Source organism: Parapedobacter sp. (assembly GCF_053550995.1).
Map to the genome: position 1 here is coordinate 1 of NZ_JBMQOC010000016.1, position 20,259 is coordinate 20,259.

Annotated in this window: 13 protein-coding genes; 8 read left to right on the plus strand and 5 right to left on the minus strand. The window is 49.7% G+C overall.

The genetic code is table 11. The features are described from left to right. The 7 genes from ACO1NT_RS02580 to ACO1NT_RS02610 form a co-directional block, all read left to right on the plus strand. A partial coding sequence (locus ACO1NT_RS02580) for a family 78 glycoside hydrolase catalytic domain (RefSeq protein WP_449046835.1) occupies positions 1-2,397 on the plus strand: 2,397 nt, incomplete at its 5' end. A 28-nt stretch (positions 2,398-2,425) separates the two neighbouring features. Further along, a complete protein-coding gene (locus ACO1NT_RS02585) occupies positions 2,426-5,293 on the plus strand; it encodes a hypothetical protein (protein ID WP_449046836.1) in 2,868 nt (955 codons plus the stop codon). 101 nt (positions 5,294-5,394) lie between these two features. Next, on the plus strand, positions 5,395-6,240 hold the full coding sequence (locus tag ACO1NT_RS02590; protein WP_449046837.1) for a fumarylacetoacetate hydrolase family protein: 846 nt from the start codon (positions 5,395-5,397) through the stop codon (positions 6,238-6,240). Between the two features lie 176 nt (positions 6,241-6,416). Further along, the gene (locus tag ACO1NT_RS02595; RefSeq protein WP_449046838.1) at positions 6,417-7,022 is read left to right on the plus strand and encodes a 3-keto-disaccharide hydrolase; all 606 of its coding nucleotides are present in this window, start codon (positions 6,417-6,419) and stop codon (positions 7,020-7,022) included. 84 nt (positions 7,023-7,106) lie between these two features. Next, positions 7,107-9,854 (plus strand): PVC-type heme-binding CxxCH protein, encoded by a 2,748-nt coding sequence (locus tag ACO1NT_RS02600; RefSeq protein WP_449046839.1) that lies wholly within the window; start codon positions 7,107-7,109, stop codon positions 9,852-9,854. A 10-nt stretch (positions 9,855-9,864) separates the two neighbouring features. Next, positions 9,865-11,082 (plus strand): FG-GAP repeat domain-containing protein, encoded by a 1,218-nt coding sequence (locus tag ACO1NT_RS02605; RefSeq protein ID WP_449046840.1) that lies wholly within the window; start codon positions 9,865-9,867, stop codon positions 11,080-11,082. Beyond that, on the plus strand, positions 11,054-13,399 hold the full coding sequence (locus ACO1NT_RS02610) for a PVC-type heme-binding CxxCH protein (RefSeq protein WP_449046841.1): 2,346 nt from the start codon (positions 11,054-11,056) through the stop codon (positions 13,397-13,399). Before ACO1NT_RS02605 ends, ACO1NT_RS02610 begins: the two co-directional genes overlap by 29 nt. Before the next feature lie 17 nt (positions 13,400-13,416). Here the strand turns inward: ACO1NT_RS02610 and ACO1NT_RS02615 are convergent, their stop codons facing one another. From ACO1NT_RS02615 to ACO1NT_RS02625, 3 genes are all read right to left on the minus strand, one after another. After that, positions 13,417-13,878, minus strand: coding sequence for an aspartyl protease family protein (locus tag ACO1NT_RS02615; RefSeq protein WP_449046842.1), 462 nt, complete (start codon positions 13,876-13,878; stop codon positions 13,417-13,419). A 3-nt stretch (positions 13,879-13,881) separates the two neighbouring features. Further along, positions 13,882-14,820, minus strand: coding sequence for a malate dehydrogenase (locus tag ACO1NT_RS02620; protein WP_449046843.1), 939 nt, complete (start codon positions 14,818-14,820; stop codon positions 13,882-13,884). A gap of 61 nt (positions 14,821-14,881) precedes the next feature. Then, complete coding sequence (locus ACO1NT_RS02625; RefSeq protein WP_449046844.1) at positions 14,882-15,334, minus strand: hypothetical protein; 453 nt, start codon at positions 15,332-15,334, stop codon at positions 14,882-14,884. Between the two features lie 262 nt (positions 15,335-15,596). On the opposite strand from ACO1NT_RS02625, the gene ACO1NT_RS02630 reads away from it, so the two are divergent. Beyond that, entirely contained in the window at positions 15,597-17,426 is a 1,830-nt protein-coding gene (locus ACO1NT_RS02630; RefSeq protein ID WP_449046845.1) for a cytochrome c oxidase subunit I, read from the plus strand. A 14-nt stretch (positions 17,427-17,440) separates the two neighbouring features. Here the strand turns inward: ACO1NT_RS02630 and ACO1NT_RS02635 are convergent, their stop codons facing one another. Both ACO1NT_RS02635 and tamL read right to left on the minus strand, forming a co-directional pair. Next, entirely contained in the window at positions 17,441-18,136 is a 696-nt protein-coding gene (locus ACO1NT_RS02635) for an SMUG2 DNA glycosylase family protein (protein ID WP_449046846.1), read from the minus strand. A gap of 50 nt (positions 18,137-18,186) precedes the next feature. Then, a partial coding sequence (gene tamL / locus ACO1NT_RS02640; protein ID WP_449046847.1) for a translocation and assembly module lipoprotein TamL occupies positions 18,187-20,259 on the minus strand: 2,073 nt, incomplete at its 5' end.

Genomic DNA, 20,259 nt, shown 5'->3' on the forward strand with positions numbered 1-20,259 from the left:
CCAGGGAAATACCATTTGCCACCTTCTCCTTATTTACGTAAGGAAACAGCCGTTACTAAGCAGGTTCGGTCGGCCAGGCTCTACATCAGCTCACTTGGCCTACATGAATTTTATGTGAATGGCAGCAAAATAGGCGACGATTATTTCGCTTCGGGGTGGACGGACTACAACAAGCGGGTATACTACCATGTATATGATGTTACGGAACATATAAAAACGGGTACCAATGTGTTCGGCGCCATACTCGCCGATGGCTGGTATGCCGGGTACCTTGGGTACGCCGTACTGGTTGGCACCGAGCAGGTACGTGGGTTTTATGGTGAGGTGCCGTTGCTGAAGGCACAGGTAGAACTCACCTTCGAGGATGGCAGCCGGCAGGTTGTCTCTACGGGTGCCGACTGGAAAGCCTCGATAGGGGCTATCCGTGAGGCAGACTTCTTGCAAGGCGAAACCTATGATGCAACGGAAGAACAGGCCGGGTGGAACATGGTAGGATTTGACGATAGCAATTGGAATCGCGTACAGGTGTTTGCTGACAAGCGAAACCGTGCATTGCAACTCTATCCCAGCCACCCCGTAAGGATAATCGAAGAACTGCCCGTAAAAACAATTAATCGGTTAGCCAATGGTAAATATATCATCGATTTCGGCCAGAACTTCGCCGGTATCATCCGATTGAAGTTGAAGGGGCAGCCAAACGATACCTTGGTATTCCGATACGGCGAAATGTTGCATCCCGATGGTACCCTGGTAACCGAGAATTTGCGAAGCGCGCGGGCAACGGACACGTATGTGATGCGGGGAGATGGGGAAGAAGAGGTGTGGAGCCCGGGCTTCACATTCCACGGGTTCCAGTTTGTAGAGGTATCCGGATTGAAGGAAGAACCGGGTAAGGATTTCCTGATGGGGCTGGTCATGAGCTCCGATCTGGAAACGGTAGGGCACCTGGAAACAGACAATGATATATTGAATCAGATTTACAGTAACATTGTGTGGACCCAACGGGCTAATTACCTCGATGTGCCGACCGATTGCCCACAACGCGACGAGCGGCTGGGCTGGACAGCAGATGCACAAGTCTATATCCGCTCGGCAACTTATAACAACGATATTGCGGTGTTCCACAAGAAATGGATCCAGGACTTGAACGATTCGCAATGGCCGAACGGAGCATTCCCGGTATATGCCCCCATGCCGGTGAATGCCACTACCGGCAAGGCGGCCATCCGGGCGTCCGACACATTTTCACCCGGCTGGTCGGAAGCCGGGATTATCTGCACTTACGAAATTTTCAATGCGTACAATGATACCCGGATTGTGCGATCGTCTTTGCCTTATATGGTCAAATTCATGGATTTCCTGAAAACCAGAGCGGATGGTAACGGCCTCATCCGTGAAGGGAGCTTTGAAGATGTGAGCCCCAAAGGCGGCTTTGGCGATTGGTTATCGGTGGGCAATAAAACCAGTCCTGATTTGTTGGCGGCGATGTATTATTTCCACTGCGCGCGCTTAATGGAAGAGATGTGCGCCGCGATACAGGAAACCGAACGGGCTTCGACCTATAGGACGCTCGCCGCATCCATTAAAGATGCTATTATGGACCATTACATGGAAGACCAGCGATTTAAAGTCGATGCTGCCTTTTACGGGGATGGCGAGGGCTATGTGGATGGTCACATCGGGTTTGCAGGCCACACCCAGACCGCTTACGCAAATGCCATCTATATGCAACTGCTGGATGAGCAGGACCTGCTGCGGGCAGGCAACTTCTTGCGCACGTTGGTGGAACAAAATGACGATAAGCTAACTACGGGCTTTTTAGGGTTTAAACCTTTGTTGCCCGCACTGTCGAAAACAGGCTCCGTTGATAAGGCATATAAATTGATTACCAGCACGGAATATCCCTCATTGGGATATGAAGTGGTGAATGGCGCCACTTCGATATGGGAACGGTGGGATAGCTACATCAAAGGGGTGGGTTTCGTTCACAATGCACAGATGAACTCGTTTAGCCATTATGCGTTTGGTGCGGTAAATGAATGGTTTTTTGAAAATATGGTGGGTATAAAGCCGATAGAAAGGGGCTTTAGCACGTTTTTGATTAAACCAGAGATCCCCAGCCCCGATATTGAGCTGAGCAGGGTAAGTGGAAGTTATCACGCCATTGCTGGAATGATTCGGTCTACGTGGGATTATTCAGGCCGGGAAAAATACCATACCCTCGAAATACCGGTCAACACCACGGCCTATTTCCATTTGGAATCGCCATCGTTGGATGGGGTTTATATAAACGGAAAACCGGTTTCGAAGAGCAGTTTAGTACAAGGAATAGAACAGATCGGCCCGGACACCTGTATCAAGCTTGGGTCGGGCAAGTACGAAATCATCATCAAATAATCCAACTGTAATCAAAAAAATGGTGAAAATGAACAAGATACTATGCAGAGCCGTTGCACTCAGTCTGGTGTTTTTTAGCTCGTTTCAACTGGCTAAACCGGAAGTGATCATCCTGACCAGCGACCAACAGCTCCGAGATTTGATGGACCCTGACAAAAAAATCGATATGTCGTTGGGCCATACCCGATCGATGCGGAGTTTGCGCGAAGTGTGCGAATCGGGACAACGGAACGGGCATAAAGAACTAACCATCGCATTTGACGAGTTTTTCAGGCAATATCGCCCCCAAGCCGGAACGGAGCGACGCTTGACGCCGGATATGGATGAATATGTAGAAAAGATAAAATTCATTAGTGATTTTGCGAAGCAGTATGGTATGGGCATCTGTTTGAGCTTGCTTAGTCCGTTGGAATTGGGGCCGGCCTATAAGAACCAAACTGACGAATCGGGAAGGTGGCTCGGTTATAAAGTAGGGTTACGTAATCCTTCCGATGGTAAGTTTAGCCTGTCGGTTTGGCAACAACTTTTCTGGACCAATAATAAGGGCAAGTTTCGGGTTGGATTGAAAGGCATAAAGGCTTATGCTTTCAAAGAGAGGCCGGTGAAGTCTTCCAGCCATATTGCGGTAAATCCCGATGATATCATCGAGATAAAAGGTATTAAGTACGAAGCCGGGGATACGGTTGATGTAGGAGGAGGTTTGTATGGGATACAGAATGATCCGGAGGATATGATTTACCCGGTGCGGAACCTAAGGGTTTATTATGATGGTCCGCAGCAGCTAGCAGGGTATGACCGCGTGATGGTATTACTGGAATACGAGACGCCCGAAATGGATTATTTCAGCGAGGAAGCGCCAGGCTTTCTGCAAAACCTTATCAAAAAATATAAGGAAAGCGGTGTGAATTTGACGTCTTTCTATTCGGATGAGATGCATATACAGCAAGACTGGGCATATTTTTCCCATCATGAGGGCGGGCAATTCAATACACGGTTCTTGACCGAGGGGTTTTCTGATCAATACAAGCAGAAATATGGCGAGGCATTGGATGATAAATACATGCTCTATTTTGTGTATGGAGCCCCTTATTACCAAGCCAATGCGTTAGCGGTAAAGAATGTCCAGTATGTAATGGGAGAGAGCCCTGAAGACATTCACCGTACCTATTTGCTGCGCGACCGGTACTATAAGATGCTTAATCATGGAGTGGTGGACCTGTTCAAAGATGCCAAAGATTATGCGGAAGAATTATTTGGCAGGGAGATGCCGACCAGTGCGCACGCATCATGGGCGGAAAGCCCAACGATTGATTTGTGGGATACCGAGAAGCTCCATCAGAATGCATATAAGTACGAATATACCTCAAATTTTGTGTGGGGTAATACGGTACACCAGGCGGCCGCGGCCTGCTACGACTATTTTAAATGGGGCGAATACCTGCAACCTACCGGGAACGACTTTGCGGAATGTGGGTGGGGCGACCGGAACTATTATGGTGCTGCCATGGGTACGTCCATCGGTGTAATCAATAAATATCCGAATGCCTATGCCGCAGCATGGGGGTTCCCACAGGAAGCACTGCATTGGAAGAATATGCTCAATGATGCTTTTGGGGCACAGCCTTCGCAGCCCATGAAATTGATGACGGATAATGTCCATCGTGATATTGAAGTGTTGATTCTTTACCCAATGAACCTGGTTGCTGTGGAAGAACGTTTCGGGAGCTGGATGACCCAATATGGTTATGCAAATTACCTCACAGCTGATAAGCTGCTCGAAATGGGAAAGGTGCTTCCCGATGGGCGCATACAAGTTGCCAACAAAACGTATTCGACCGTTATTGCCCTATTTGAACCACTTCCTGAGGCAGGACTGCTGGATATGATGGGGCAGTTTGTTGAAAACGGCGGTAACGCGATATGGTGCAGTATGCCACCACTTATCGATAGTAAAGGGCTGTACTGTTCGGAAAAATGGCAATCATTGTTTGGCGTAACCTACGATACCGACGAGTACCTCGGTGAAATAGCGAGTGGCAAGAAAGTGGTGTTTGAAAATAGTTTCTCAACAGTACCCACCCAGCTTATCCTCACCGATTTTCTGGTCGACCGCATATACCCTGTTACCGTAAACTCATCGGCGGTAGAAGTGGTAGCCAAGGTAGAAGATACGGTAGTGGGGACGAAGCTGAAAAAAGGAAAGGGAACCGCGTACTACTTAGGATTCCGACCGCGAGATGACCAATCGGCAAGCTTGGGTTATGAGGCTCGTACGTTATTTGAGGTACTCAGCGCGGCAAATTCATACCCTTCAACTGGCAAGTTTCCGGAGAATGATAATCCCACCTACGTGTCGCGGACGACGGATTTCTTCGCGACGAAGTTTCCCAATGGAACGACAGCCATTGTGAAACATTATCGTACACACCGCGAAAATTGGGAAGGTGGGTTTTCAAGAGATGCGGAGGCCGATGCGAAGGCATTGGCGGTGAACCCACTGCCATCGGATAAACTGGCTATCCACAACTTGAAAATAAATGGCCATACGATTACCTACAATGGAAAAATGAATATGGCGTTCCGCACAGGTCACGATGGTAGGCTAATAGCGTTCAACGGCAGGGAGTGTACGGGCATTGTTGTGGACGGTACGGCCTACCAATTTAGTGACATTCCCATGGATATTACATATGCGCCACTCGCTGCCGATTTAAAGAAGTATCGGTTGCGGGTGACGGCACAGGGTGAAATCGTATTGCCGGTGCCAGCGGGTTTTGCAAAAATAACGTTGACAAACGCTGAATCCAATGTAAAGTACAAAATTTCCGATGGAAATGTGAAGCTAGACATCAATGGTGATCTCGCCGGGAAATGGCTCGATATTGAATTCAAATAAAGCAGGGGTAGGCTTCGACCCGGTTTTTGGTTTTTTGATGGCCTACATTCATAAAAACTATATAACTTTACTGCCTACGGTATAAACCTATGGGCAAAAATATGAAGTTATATAAGCTTTTACGAGGTGTTTTATTGAATGATGGCGAGGCATATCGTCTATTGGAGGAAGACTGGGATAATTTGGTTAACCGTGACGGGCTTTATGGTTATCTCAATAATGTGGCGTCCGTTAAGCCCCTCATCGGTGAAAGCGAAGCTGAATCGTGGATAGGCGGTGAGTTGTTGCCACCTATTGGTTGCCAAGAGGTGTGGGCGGCGGGAGTAACCTATTTCAGAAGCATGGAAGCTCGCATGGAAGAATCCAGTGGGACCGGTGGCGCCGATCTATATGACCGCGTTTACCATGCCGAACGACCCGAGTTATTTTTTAAAGCACTTCCCCAGCGGGTGGCAGGCCATGGACAAGAGGTAAGCATCCGTAGGGATTCGGCGTGGAATGTCCCCGAACCCGAATTGACACTCTATATTAATGCACAGGGCAACATACAGGGGTATACGGTAGGTAACGACATGAGTTCACGTAGTATCGAAGGTGAAAATGCACTGTACCTGCCCCAAGCAAAAGTATATGATCGCAGTGCAGCATTGGGTCCTTGCTTATTTGTGCCGCCCACACCGATGGATACGGAGACAGCTATCGAAATGGACATCATACGCCATAACCGAGTTATGTTTCACGATGCAGTGAAGATTAACCGTATTAAAAGACCATTGGAGGAACTGGTAGGTTACCTCTACCGCGAATGTAGTTTCGCCAGAGGTTGCTTCCTGATGACCGGGACCTCCTTGGTGCCGCCGAGCGATTTTACCTTGCATATAGGTGACCGAGTGGATATCACCATAAATCCGATCGGCACGTTGAGTAATACGGTTGGATATAACTGAATTACGACATATAGTGTCCGGCAGACAACTAATTAAGGATAAAAAACAGTTAGGATAAGATAGCAGATGCGTAGTTAGCGCTCGTTGAAGGGGGTATCTTTGTTCTAGTTGGTTTTATTATATCCTAAAGCATACCCAGTATGAGCTATGTATATGCTTGTAAGGCAACAGTCGTTATGTTGCTGTATCTTTCGGCCGCATGTGCGCAATCCCACCCGACAGTCGTGTTGTTTGACGGAGCCACGTTAACGGGTTGGCAGCCTATCGACCCTGCGGACGCCCATTTTTGGTCGGTGGAAGATAGTTGTATTACCGGGGGCGATGGCCGCAGTAATATTCCGAAGAATACTTATTTGCGGACGGAACGCGAATACGGCGATTTTGAATTCAGGTGTTTGTTCCGCCTTTCGGGCGACCACGCCACGGGTTTCATCAACAGCGGCATCCAGTACCGCTCATATGTGGCAAATGACGACATCGTGGGCTATCAGGCGGATATCGGGAACGGGCATTGGGGCGATATTTATGATGAGCATCGCCGGGAACTATTGGTTGCTGGAGATTTAAGCGTTTTGCGCCGTATCCTCCATGAGGATGGATGGAATAGCTATATCGTTCGGGTGCGGGGAAACCATCATGAACTCTACATCAACGGAGTGAAAACATGTGACTATATCGAAGCCGACGCCGATATCCCGACCAAAGGCATTATGGCCGTGCAGCTCCACGGTGGGGGTGCGGCAAAGATCCAACTCCGGGATGTGACGATTACCGAGTTTTGATGATTGACTAATAACATTAACTAAAAAATAACCGATTTAACCATGCGATTTCGCTTATCTCCTCTTTTTTTATGCTGCTGTGTGATGGGATCCCTTGTTGGCGCTTCATGTGCCGGCGATCCCGGTTCGGATGCAAACCAAATTGACCGCGAATATGTGCTAAACGCCAAGATGATTGGCTACACGGGTGTTGGTGGCGACATCGACGGCAGGAGAAACCCCGTACTCCGTGCGAAAAAGGGCGAGCGAGTGAAGATTTCATTGGTGAACGGTGAGCTGATGGCACACGATATCCTATTGGAAAAGTATGAAAGGCAAAGCGAGACGATGTTGGAAGAAGGCGATACGACAAGCGTTGTTTTCATTGCCGAGTTTGACGACGAGTATTACTGCACACTCCCGGGCCATGAGCAGGTAATGCGCGGTCACTTTAAAATCGTCGAGAATTTCGAAACGCCTGTTAGCGACAACTGGGGCATCTCGCCCCGTAAAGACGGGCGGCCGCTTAATTTTGGTTTCGAACGCGGCAGCTTGGCCGATTGGCAAGCAAGTGGTAACGCATTCGGTCCGAAGGCGGTTACATTCGATCCGGCACCTTGGTATCCGGACAGTGCCGTATTGAAACAATCGGGCGACTATTATGTAAGCAGCGGCGGAACGTTGAATTACCAAGCCACAGGTACCCTTACCTCCGCAACGTTTGAAGTGACACGCCCATGGGCGTCGTTTAAAGTGACGGGCGGTGCGCTTGCCGGCCTCCGCGTGGAGCTGGTGGATGCCGCTACCGACTCGGTTTTTTTCACCATATCGGGCCATATCAATGAGGATAATGCGAGTGACCCCGCGCACGTGGCATTCCGCCCAGTAGTGGTTGATCTCGAAGGGCAACAGGGAAAAGAAATCTACATCCGCTTGGTAGATGAAGAGACCGGAACGGTGCCTGAAATAGCGTATATCGGCGATAACCATTGGGCACACATCTCGTTCGATGATTTCCGATTCCATGAAGAGCGGCCTACCTATGCGAATGAGTTACGGCCAAATGATGTGGTTATCCTCCCACCCCGCGATTTCGTTCCCAACGCCGGCCTTTCGGGCGAAGAGGCAGCTAAGGTGATGGAAGCTCCCAATGGATTCAAGGTGACATTGGCCGCATCCGAACCCGATATTGTGCGTCCGATAGCTTTTACGCAAGATGATCGTGGTCGGTTGTGGGTAGTAGAAGCACATACGTATCCCGTTCGTGCGCCTGAAGGGGAGGGACGAGACCGTATCCTGATTTTTGAAGATACCGATGGCGATGGGACACTCGATAGCCGCAAAGTATTCATCGAGGGCCTCAATATGGTTAGTGGTATCGAAATTGGGTTCGGTGGTGTATGGGTAGGTGCCGCACCGTACTTGCTTTACATCCCCATAGATAAAGAAAAAGATGCACCTGCCGGTGAGCCCCAGATTTTACTCGATGGGTGGGGTTACGAGGATACGCACGAAACGCTCAACACGTTTAAATGGGGGCCAGACGGTTGGCTTTATGGTAATCATGGCGTGTTTACACATTCCAATGTCGGGAAACCGGGCGCTTCTGACGAAGAGCGGACCCCGATTAATGCAGGTGTATGGCGTTACCACCCTACGCGCCACGAATTTGAGGTCTTCGCACATGGAACGAGCAATCCCTGGGGACTCGACTTCAACGACTATGGCCATGCGTTTGCCACCGTATGCGTCATTCCCCATCTATTCCATATGATCCAAGGCGCAAGGTACCACCGGCAAGGAGGTGAACACTTCAATCCCTATACTTACGACGACATAAAGACCATTGCTGACCATGTGCATTGGTTGGGCGACCAAGGGCCTCATGCCGGCAACTTCCGGTCGGCAGCGGCCGGTGGCGGGCACGCACATGCCGGCGCCATGTTTTATCTGGGCAACAAGCATTGGGGCCTCGACAGGAATGCGATCTTCATGAATAACATCAACGGTTTCCGGATGAACATGGATATTACCAAGCGCAATGGGTCCGGCTATACGGCGAGCCATGGTAAAGATTTCATTAATACCAATGATTTTTGGTCGCAGTGGATTAATTTCCGGATTACGCCGAGTGGGTCGGTATTTGTGCACGATTGGTACGACAAAAACCAGTGCCATAGCCCGAATCCGGATGTGCACGACAAAACCTTGGGACGGATATTCAAGATTAGCCACGAAAAGGATAAATGGGTACAGGTGGACCTTTCGAAACAGACGGATATGGAATTGGTGCAAAACCAGTTGAACGAGAACGAGTTTTACGTCATGCACAGCCGCCGCCTATTACAGGAAAGGGGCGGCAATAGCGAAGTGCATACCGCCTTGTGGAAAATTTTCAATGAGAATCCCGACGTGACCCGCAAGTTGCGCGCCCTGTGGGCACTGCACGTTACCGATGGAATTTCGGACCAACAGGGATTGGATTTACTGGATCACGACGATGAGTATGTGCGTAGCTGGGCAATCCAATTGATTGCAGAAGGTAAGGATGTGTCTGACGATGCACGTCGCCGTTTCGAGACGCTCGCCAAACGCGACACGTCGGCACTGGTAAGGCTATACTTGGCTTCCGCAGTGCAACGCATGGCTCCGGAACAACGGTGGGATATTGTAAAGGGCCTTAGTTTACATGAAGAAGATGCCGATGACCACAATATACCGCTCATGGTATGGTATGCGTTGGAACCTTTGGCAGGTATTGATGCCAACCGAGCAACCGAATTGGCGAAGGATGCCAAGTTGCCCGGACTGGCAGATTTCGTGGCCCGGCGAATAGTGGATTCAAAAAAATAATAAGATGGTTATGTACGGTGTTGGATCTATTTTTCTATTGTCTCTTGGCTTGTCGGGTGCGACGATAAGCGGCTGTATCGGCGGTGGTGCTCAGGAGCGAGACCCGGGGCAGACCATCGCATTTAAAAAACACACGCTGATCACCGAATTCATTTCCGAAGGGGTGGCGGTCGCTGATGTCAATAAGGATGGCCACATCGATATTATTGCCGGGGCGAAGTGGTTTGAAGGACCGGAATGGAAACGTTCGCACGATATCTATCTTGAAGAGCAGGTATTTGATGGCACGACAGGTTATAGTAACTCGATGTTGAATTTCACGATCGATGTGGACCAAGATGGCTGGATCGATTACATCCGTGTGGATTTCCCGGGCAAGCAAGTGTGGTGGTATAAAAATCCGGGCACGGCGGATGGTTATTGGAAGCAACATGTCATCGCAGAAGCTGCAAGTAACGAGTCTCCTGCTTTTGTAGATGTCGATGGCGACGGCCGTGAAGATATCTTATGCGGTGATCCGAACACCGGCGAAATGGTTTGGTTCCGTTGCCCCAAAGAAAAGGGCGATACCACATGGACTCGATATGTGATCAGTGGAAAAGACATGCCGGGTACGGCTATCTTTTCGCATGGCCTTGGCTTTGGCGATATCAATGGTGACGGAAGGGAAGATGTGGTCATCAAACAGGGCTGGTGGGAAGCGCCGGCGGACCCTAAACAGCCGGATTGGGTGTTCCATCCAGCGGATCTTGGACTGGATTGTGCCCAGATGTATGTGATGGATGTGAACGGCGATGGCTATGCCGATGTCGTTAGTTCGGCTGCACATCGCTACGGCATGTGGTGGTACGAGCAGGGGCGTGATCCCGCCGGAAGGACGACTTGGAAACTCCGTGAAATCAATAGCGATTATTCGCAAACCCATGCCTTGTCAATGGTTGACCTTGACGGCGATGGCGACCTCGACTTGTTGAGTGGCATGCGCTATTTCGCCCATCAGGGCCATGATCCCGGCGAATCTTTCCCACCGACTATTTTCTGGCTGGAGTTTATTGCCGGTAAAGCGGGAGAGCGCCCCGAATGGGTGTTGCATATTATTGATGAGGACTCGGGCGTGGGGCTAAACAATGTTGTTGAGGATATGAATGGTGATGGTCTTCTGGACATTGTCGTTGCTAATAAGAAAGGGGTGTTCTATTTTGAACGGATACCTTCGGAAAACCCATAACTACGTCGGTATTCGCACGATATGGAAGGTTGGGCTGCTTGGCCTGCTTTGCTTGGGGCAGTTGAAGGCTTTTGGTGGCGTTAAGTCGCTGGATCCGCTCCAAACGGATACGGTGCATCGTTTACCGAAGCCGAAATCGCCCGCTGCTTCCATGGAGCTGGCGCAGGTTCCCCAAGGATTCAGACTTGAATTGTTTGCAAGTGAGCCGGATATCGGCAAGCCTATTGCAATGGACTGGGATGAACGGGGAAGGCTCTGGATTATTGAAACCGTGGCCTATCCCAACTCAATAAGTGGCCGAGAGGGCACTGGCGATGACCGGATACTGATCTGTACGGATACCGATAATGATGGAAAGGCAGATCGATTCACGGTCTTTGCCGATCACTTAACAATACCCACATCGTTTACATTTACGCATGGCGGCGTGCTGGTCGCGCAGGCTCCTCATTTTTTATTTCTGAAAGATCTGGACGGCGATGACGTGGCAGATACCAGGGAAGTGGTGATGGCGGGGTGGGGTGTATTTGATACACATGCGGGGCCTTCCAACCTTCAATACGGTATCGACAATAAATTATGGGGAGCGGTTGGGTACTCGGGTTTTGATGGTATCATCGAGGGTGACACGGTTTCGTTTGGGCAAGGGATTTTCCGTTTCGATGCCGACGTCCGTGGGGGAGTGCATGGCTTCGAGTACCTCTTTCCGATGTCGAACAATACGTGGGGACTGGGCTTCTCAGAGGAGTTCGACGTTTTCGCGTCGTGCACGAATAACGCGCATAGTGTGTTTTTGGGTATCCCCGATCGGTACTTTATCGCGGCGGACGTAAATGGGCGCGGGACCGAGAAAATTGATGCACATTATCAGATTCATCCCTTGGTTGATAAGTTGCGTCAAAACGATGTAAAGGGCGGATTTACGGCCGCCACGGGGCATCATTTGTATACCGCACGATCATTCCCGAAAGAATATTGGAATACGATTGCATTTGTCTGTGAACCTACCGGGCGGTTGGTACATCGACATGTCATGGGGCGCGACGGTTCGGGATTCGTTGAATTGGACGATGGTAAAAACATATTGGCTAGCCGTGATGATTGGTTTAGCCCGGTGGCGGCCAAGGTGGGTCCCGATGGGGCTCTTTGGATATTGGATTGGTATAACCTGATGGTTCAACACACACCGGAGGAACAAGATGCAGCCCGGGCCCCGGGGCGCGATTTGTTTCGGGGTAGGGTTTACCGATTGGTCCATGGGCGTGGAAAAGTGGGGGAGATGCCTCATATTGCTGTCGATGATGCGGAATCACTGGTTCGGGCCTTGCAAAACGATAATATGTTCTGGCGCCTTACCGCCCAACGACTCATCGTCCAGCATCAATTGATTGGTGTTGCCGGAGCATTGACCAAACTGATTGCGCAAGATACCGTGGATGCAATCAATACGAATGGTGCGGCACTGCACGCTATTTGGGCATTGTCTGGTTTGGGGCTGTTGGATGGCAATCACCAACAGATTCTGGATGTCGTAACTGACGCCCTGAAACATAGGGCGCCGGGAGTGCGGAAAGCAGCGGTTCAGGCACTACCCGTAACGATCCCGGCTGTCGCAAGCGCGATACTGGCTTCTGGCGTGTTGGATGATCCGGATAATAGGGTGCGATTGGCCGCCTGCCTGGCGTTGATGGACGCCGCGGGTACGGCGGAGATAGGCGAGGCCATTTTTTATGCGGCAAGCCGAAGCACATATACAACCGACAAGTGGCTTGCCCAGGCGCTTGAGCTGTTGGCCCGGGTCCATTACCCGGTGTTTTCCGAGGCCTATGAAGCAAGCTTCGGCCCGACAGGCCGTGTGGTATCCGACGGGTTTATCCATCGGCTTATGGTGGCCGATGAGCAACCTGCCCATGGGGATGAAACACCAATTGCGATAGATCAAGTGATCCAACTTCATGCGCAATCGGGGAGGTTGTTGTATGATAAATCGTCTTTCGTGGTGAGGGCAGGCTCAACGGTATCGATCGTATTCAGCAACCGGAATTACATGCAACATAATTTGGTGATCGTCAAGCCCGGTGCGCTGGATCGGGTCCGTGATGCGGCCGAGCGGTTGGCCCGCGGGCCGCGGGGGCTTCAGCGCCAATACATCCCCGATACGGAAGATGTGTTATTCGCGACGTCATTGGTGAATCCGGACACCAGCTTTGAATTAACATTCGTTGTTCCCTCCGAGCCAGGCAATTATCCTTTTTTATGCACATTTCCGGGGCAGGGCGAAACGATGCATGGCGTGATGGAAGTGGTTGCTGAATAGTAGGGACTGGCCGGCGGTTATTGCTGGGGTACGGGGTGTCGTGCCCTGATTTTCCGTTGACGTAGTGTCAGTGTCAATTTCCGATAATTGATTACGCCACCGTAGCATGTTAGGATATCACCGCCTATAACGCCAATGACCGGATCGATAGCCAATTGTTCGTACGCGAAGTTGATAGTAGAAAGGTCGAGCACGGCCACTTCATGATTCTTAAGGTGGAAACCGTCGATTTGCAAGTCAGGTATACCTAGGATGAAACTCTGCATCGATGTGGTCCCCAGTCCGGTCGATACCATGTCGGTATGCCGCAATACCAAGTCTTTAGGGAGATGGTTTTCGACGGTCGCTTTGTCGAATACGGTTTTGGAGGCACCCGTGTCCAAGACGGCTTTGAAGGGACGTCCAAAAACAATGACTTCCAACAAAAGGTGGAAGCCATCATCCTGCAGATTCAATAAAGTGAGTGGGACGGTTACCATCGGCTAAAGTGCCCCGATTTCTTTTAGTACGTTATTCATGTTGCGTACCGCATCCGCACTTTTCGCAAAGGCGGCCTTTTCGGTGTCGTCCAACGGAAGATCGAGAATACGTTCCCAACCGCTTTTACCCAATATGACCGGCACACCAAGGTTGATGTCACTTTGGCCGTACTCACCTTCCAAGTGAACGGAAGCGGTAAAGAGTTTCTTTTGGTCGCGTACGATGCTCTCCACCACCGCAGCCGTGGCGGCACCCGGTGCATACCAAGCCGATGTGCCGATGAGCTTAGTCAACGTGGCGCCGCCCACCATGGTGCTAGCAACAATATCTTCCTGCTCGGCTTTTGATAAAAACTGGGTTACAGGCAAGCTATTCCACGTGGCGTGGTTGATCAACGGAATCATCGTGGTATCGCCATGGCCACCAATCACGATGGCATTGAGATCGGCCGGCGAAGCACCTAACCGTAAGCTCAACTGGTAACGGAAACGCGACGAGTCAAGCGTACCACCCATGCCAATGATACGGTGTTTGGATAGGCCAGTGGCTTTAAGTGCTAAGTATGTCATGGTATCCATTGGATTGGAAACCACCACCAAAATAATATCTGGCGAGTATTTTAGGAGGTTTTCTGCTACATCACGTACGATGTTTGCATTGGTGCCAATCAATTCTTCGCGCGTCATGCCCGGTTTGCGTGGGATGCCAGAAGTGATGACGGCTACCGCCGAGTCAGCGGTTTTACTATAGTCGTTGGTCACGCCGGTAATCTTCGTGTCGAATCCCAATAGCGCGGCGGTTTGTGCCATATCCTGTGTTTTTCCTTCTGCCAATCCTTCTTTGATATCCAATAATACCACTTCTTCGGCGAGTTCCCTGCGGACAATATTGTCTGCGGTGGTGGCACCTACTGCTCCGGCACCTACAACGGTTATCTTCATAAATTTTATGTTACTTGGTTCCTATTCCTTTCATCGAACGGTAGCGAATATAGCGAATATTTTATAAATCCTTCAATACCGATAGACCGAGGTTAAACAATAGGATCACCTTCATCAGTTCGGCAGTAATGTAAATAACGTGCAAACCTGATGATTTGACCGGTTGATTGTTAATCACCCTTTGAGCGCGTTTGTTGAGCTTGGGAAGTAACCACGTGGTCTGCAAGACCAATAGGGTGATGATGGCGAACAGCACCAAGTTCTCTGTGGATAGCCAGTGAGCCTGTTGCAATACCAAGTATACGGATAGCCATATGGTAAGGAGCCACTCTAAGCGGTTTACCGCACGAAATACGAGGCGGCCGATACTTAGGCCGATACTTAGGCCGATAGCGGTAGTTACGCCCGGAGCTTTAAACTTCAACCATGCTTCGAGAAAGCTGATGCCCAAAATTAAGCCAATCCAGATGAAAGCGACTGCGGCGGCCATCGGTTGGATAAGCAACATGTCCATGAATTATTTTTTTGCTAAATATATAAATTTTTAATAAAAGATATAAAACTCTTTTATTACCTTTGGTGTTACCATTGAGGTGACTCCCAATCGCTTGCCAGTTATCTGGGTATTCGTTGTGTACGAATGTATTCTTCATGGATAAGTGACACCTGTTATATTGGAGTTTCCGGTTTAGGTCGTCCAGTTCGCCGATTGGATTCAACCATTTTCCTGTTTCGCGTCCGGACGACGGCAATTATTCTAAAACACGGTATTCATTATGGAAACAAACGTTCATTCCGGGCCGCATTCTTTTATTGCGAAGTACATTTTCAGTCAGGATCACAAGGTCATTGCGAAACAATTCCTGATTACCGCTATTATTATGGCCTTCTTCGCCTTGTTGTTGTCTATTCTGTTCCGGCTCCAATTGGGATGGCCGGATAAATCATTCCCTATCCTGGAAGTTTTTTTGGGTAAGTGGGCCGAAGGGGGGAGGCTGAACCCAGAGTTTTACCTTGCGCTGGTCACGATACATGGTACGATCATGGTCTTTTTTGTCCTGACGGCCGGCCTTAGCGGTACGTTCAGCAACCTGTTGATTCCGCTGCAAATCGGTGCACGCGACATGGCGTCGCCTTTCCTGAATATGTTGTCGTATTGGTTTTTCTTTTGCTCATGCGTGGTGTTGATTGCCTCATTTTTTGTGGAAAGCGGGCCGGCCAGTGCGGGTTGGACGGTATACCCGCCCTTATCGGCCGTGCCGAAAGCCATATCCGGATCGGGAATGGGGATGACCCTTTGGCTAATCAGTGTTATCCTCTTTGTCATTTCATCACTGATGGGGTCCCTGAATTACATCAGTACCGTGCTCAATCTGCGTACGAAGGGTATGGATCTTTGGCGGATGCCGCTCACCGTTTGGGGATTGTTCCTCACTGCCGTGGTCGGGCTTTTGTCGTTTCCGGTATTGGTAGCCGGGTTGGTATTGCTCATTTTCGACCGAAGCTTTGGCACCAGTTTTTATCTGGCCGATATGGTTATCCAGGGGCAAATCCTGCCCAATGAGGGCGGAAGCGTTATCCTTTGGGAACACTTGTTTTGGTTTTTAGGGCATCCTGAGGTTTACATTGCCATATTGCCTGCGTTTGGCATTGTATCTGAAGTGATTTCGATCAACGCCCGTAAACCGATTTTTGGTTATCATGCGATGGTTTATTCGCTGATCGGTATCCTGACGCTTTCCTTTCTGGTTTGGGGGCACCACATGTTCGTGTCGGGCATGAACCCGTTCCTTGGTAGTGTTTTCATGATGACGACGTTGATTATCGCGGTGCCATCTGCCATTAAGGTGTTTAACTATACCGCTACACTCTGGCGGGGGAATCTCCACTTTACGCCGGCGATGCTATTTGCCGTCGGGTTTGTATCGTTTTTGATATCGGGAGGCCTCACGGGACTCTATGTGGGGAACGCTCCGATAGATATCCACCTGCATGATACCTATTTCGTAGTCGCCCATTTTCATTTGGTGATGGGGTGTGCCGCTATTTTCGGGATGCTGGCCGGTACGTATCACTGGTTTCCGAAGTTGTTCGGGCGGATGATGGATGAGAAACTGGGGTATCTTCACTTTTGGGTGACCTTCGTTTGTGCCTATTTGGTGTTTTTTCCAATGCATTTCATGGGCATCGATGGTGTGCCCAGAAGGTATTATGCATTTACGGAATTCGAATTCATGGAACACTGGCTGCCCGTGAATATTTTTATCACCTGGTCGGCAATCCTGGCCGGTGTGGCACAGTTAGCTTTCCTATGGAACTTCATCCATTCGATGTATTACGGCAAGAGAAGCGTCCAAAACCCATGGCGTGCAAATACGCTGGAGTGGACCACGCCAGTGGAACACTTGCATGGCAACTGGCCGGGCGAATTGCCCACCGTACACCGGTGGCCGTATGATTACAGCAAGCCAGGCCATCATGAGGACTTCATTCCGCAGACCACACCGTTTTCGGTGACGATGGCGTCGAACATCCCACGCGATTTCGAAGGGAATCCCGAAGGAGCGCGTAGGCAAGAAGAATGGGCACACGAACAAGAAGCGTAACGTGGGAATCCGCTTTATGTGGATAACAAGCTGAGGTACTTAAGAAGGTAATCCGCTTTTTCACGTGATTTATATTGCTGAATAAAGCGGGGATGCTCCAGAACGACCAGTTCACCGAAAAGGTGTTCTTCGGTGTTGATCTTTGCCAGGAAGGCGGCATTCTTTTTCCCCAAGACATAAACCTTCGACGCGTCAATCGGTAATGCAAGGTGATTTTTCAATGTTGATACCATGAAAGGTTTTAGCGCTTCGAATAGCGACCGATCATCATAATAGTTTGCATTGATCCACCGGTGGTGTTCATTGTGGCGGGTAATAGCCAATGGAAATGGCGAATTGATGTAAAAGTCGCTATAGAAGGCCCGTGCTCCGCCATACTGCTCAATGACGTCATACACATATACGGACGAGGGTTCATGGGAATAGGCGGTTTTCATTTCGATACCGCAAACATTTTTCAGACGCTTGGTGTCCGTAAAGGGGACGCCCGTTATTCCCGCGCCATGGCGGCTTGGATTGATGCCGATGATGAACTTTCGTTTTTTATCGTCGTCGTAAAATTTATGGTAGAAGCGTTCCATCGTGGGGATCGTTTCCGGATTTTCAATAAAGGGATTGATGACTGCAAAGCCATTGGGGAGATCGCCGGTAAATTCGAGCTGTTTATTGAATGCAATGACTTGGTCTCCAAAGGAAGGTATGTTGTTCATGTTCGGACAAGGTAATCAGTATCTGGTAGATTTGCAAATGGGCCGCCTGTTTAAAACGGATACCCAATTGCAAGATTAAATACTAGATTCCGCCGTCGCCAATCGGGATCCCGGAAATTGATTTCATCCATGACCCACCGCTCGCCCTTGGGGCGATAAGGGATGCGCAACGGCATGGCGAGGTCGGTACGGAGAATAAGGAACGTGAAGTCGAACCGTAGGCCCAATCCGGCGCCTACCGCCATTTCGTTGACGAAATTCTTGCCAAACGCGGCGCCCGGCTTTTCGTTGTCAGTATGTTGGAGCCAGATGTTCCCGGCATCGAGAAATGCCGCCCAATGCACAATGCTAGCCAACTTGGCGCGGTATTCGGTATTGAGTTCTATTTTAATGTCACCGGTCTGGTCGGCAAAAAAATTGTCTTCACCATAAAACTCGGGGGTATAGGAGCCGGGGCCTACGGTGCGTGCCCGGAAGGCCCGAAGTCCGTTGGGACCACCTGAGAAAAACTGTTTCACGTAGGGTAACATACGCGAGTTGCCATAAGAGTATCCGAACCCGGCCATGGCACGCGATGCCAGCTTCGCGTTTGGTCCCAGTCGCAGGTAATGCAGTATGTCTGCTTCGATCTTGATATATTGTGAGAAGTTGGCGTTGAAGATTTGATACTGTCGACCTTTGTCCACATTGGCACCTCTGATGATACCATACAGATTGGCCGAAAGGTCCAAGCCCCCGCGGAAGTATATCCCATGTTTCGGATCGGGCTTCATGGAGTTGGTGTATGTGAAATAGTAGAGTGGACCAAAGGTAAATTGTGGCTCGATGGCATGGCGGAGGGGCGGGATGGTATCCAGCATGGCTTGGTACGACTCGGTGATATTACGTGGTTGAACGTAGCCGACTTCAAGTACCTTTAAATCGTGTTCTTTTTCAATGTTCTCCTTCCATAGGTACCCAAAAGAAAAGCGCATGGAGTTTAGGCTATAAGCTGTCCGCCTATTTAAATATTCATAGCCCGTACGGAATACGGTGTGTGGCACGAACCGCCGGGTGGGTTGCCAGTTGAATGGGGCAATCATCCGCGGAAATGATAGACTGGCCTCGATACCATAACGATAAAAACTCGAATTAAGATTGACGTTACCTCCTGTCTGTGTTTCAAAACCGCCGTACACCGTAAAAGTGAGTAGTTCGGCACTTCTGAAGGCATTGCGATGTTGCCAGTTGACATTGATTTCCGAACCGTCGTATACCGCTGCCGTTTTACCGAGCAGTTCCAATCGCAGCCCCTTTTTCGGCATGGGGGTCAGGTAGTAATAAACATCCAATTGGTTTGGCTCGCCCTCCACATCGACAAATTCGTTGCGTACAAAGCGGAATGCTCCCATCCCTACGAGCTGGCTGATTGTGCTGTTGTGGTCTCTCCGGTTGTACTGGTCGCCGGGTTTGAAAAACATGGTGCGTGCTATCGAGAATTTCCGGAACGTGGCATCGGGATCGATGAAATAGTAGCTGTTTTTATACAGCTCGGCATTGCGATGGTTTGCACGTCGGTAACCACGTTCATTGAGGGTGTAGTTTGGATAAATGTAAATATCATTGATGTAGTAAGATCGTTTTGCCTTTTCGGGGGTTTCGTCTTTTAACATTACGTAAAGGTCTACATGATGGTCGCCTCCCATGCTATCCACCTCAATGATCAGATAATCCGGATTGAAATAGTAATAGCCTTTGTTTTTAAGCTCGTTGTCTATTCGCTCCCGCTCTGCAATGATGTTATCCAGGTTATAGGGCCTGTCTGCTTGCAGGAGGGAGGCAGACTCGGTAGCTTTGATGGCTTTTCCCAGTTCGCTGCTGTCCACATCAAATGTCACGGAATTGATTCGGTAGATGATATGCGGACTGGCGGTGTATGTAACTGTCGCCTTTCTGTTTTTTATCGTGGTGTCTGACTTTACTTGGGCTTGGAAAAAACCGAGGTTTTCCAGGCGGTTCCGTAGCAGGTTTTCGTTGTATTCGCGGTTCACATCACTCAGGAACACCGGCGGTTGCCCTACTTTGTTTTTCAACCAATAGCGGAACCCGCGGTCCGTCTTCGGTCCTCCAGCAATGTTATACAG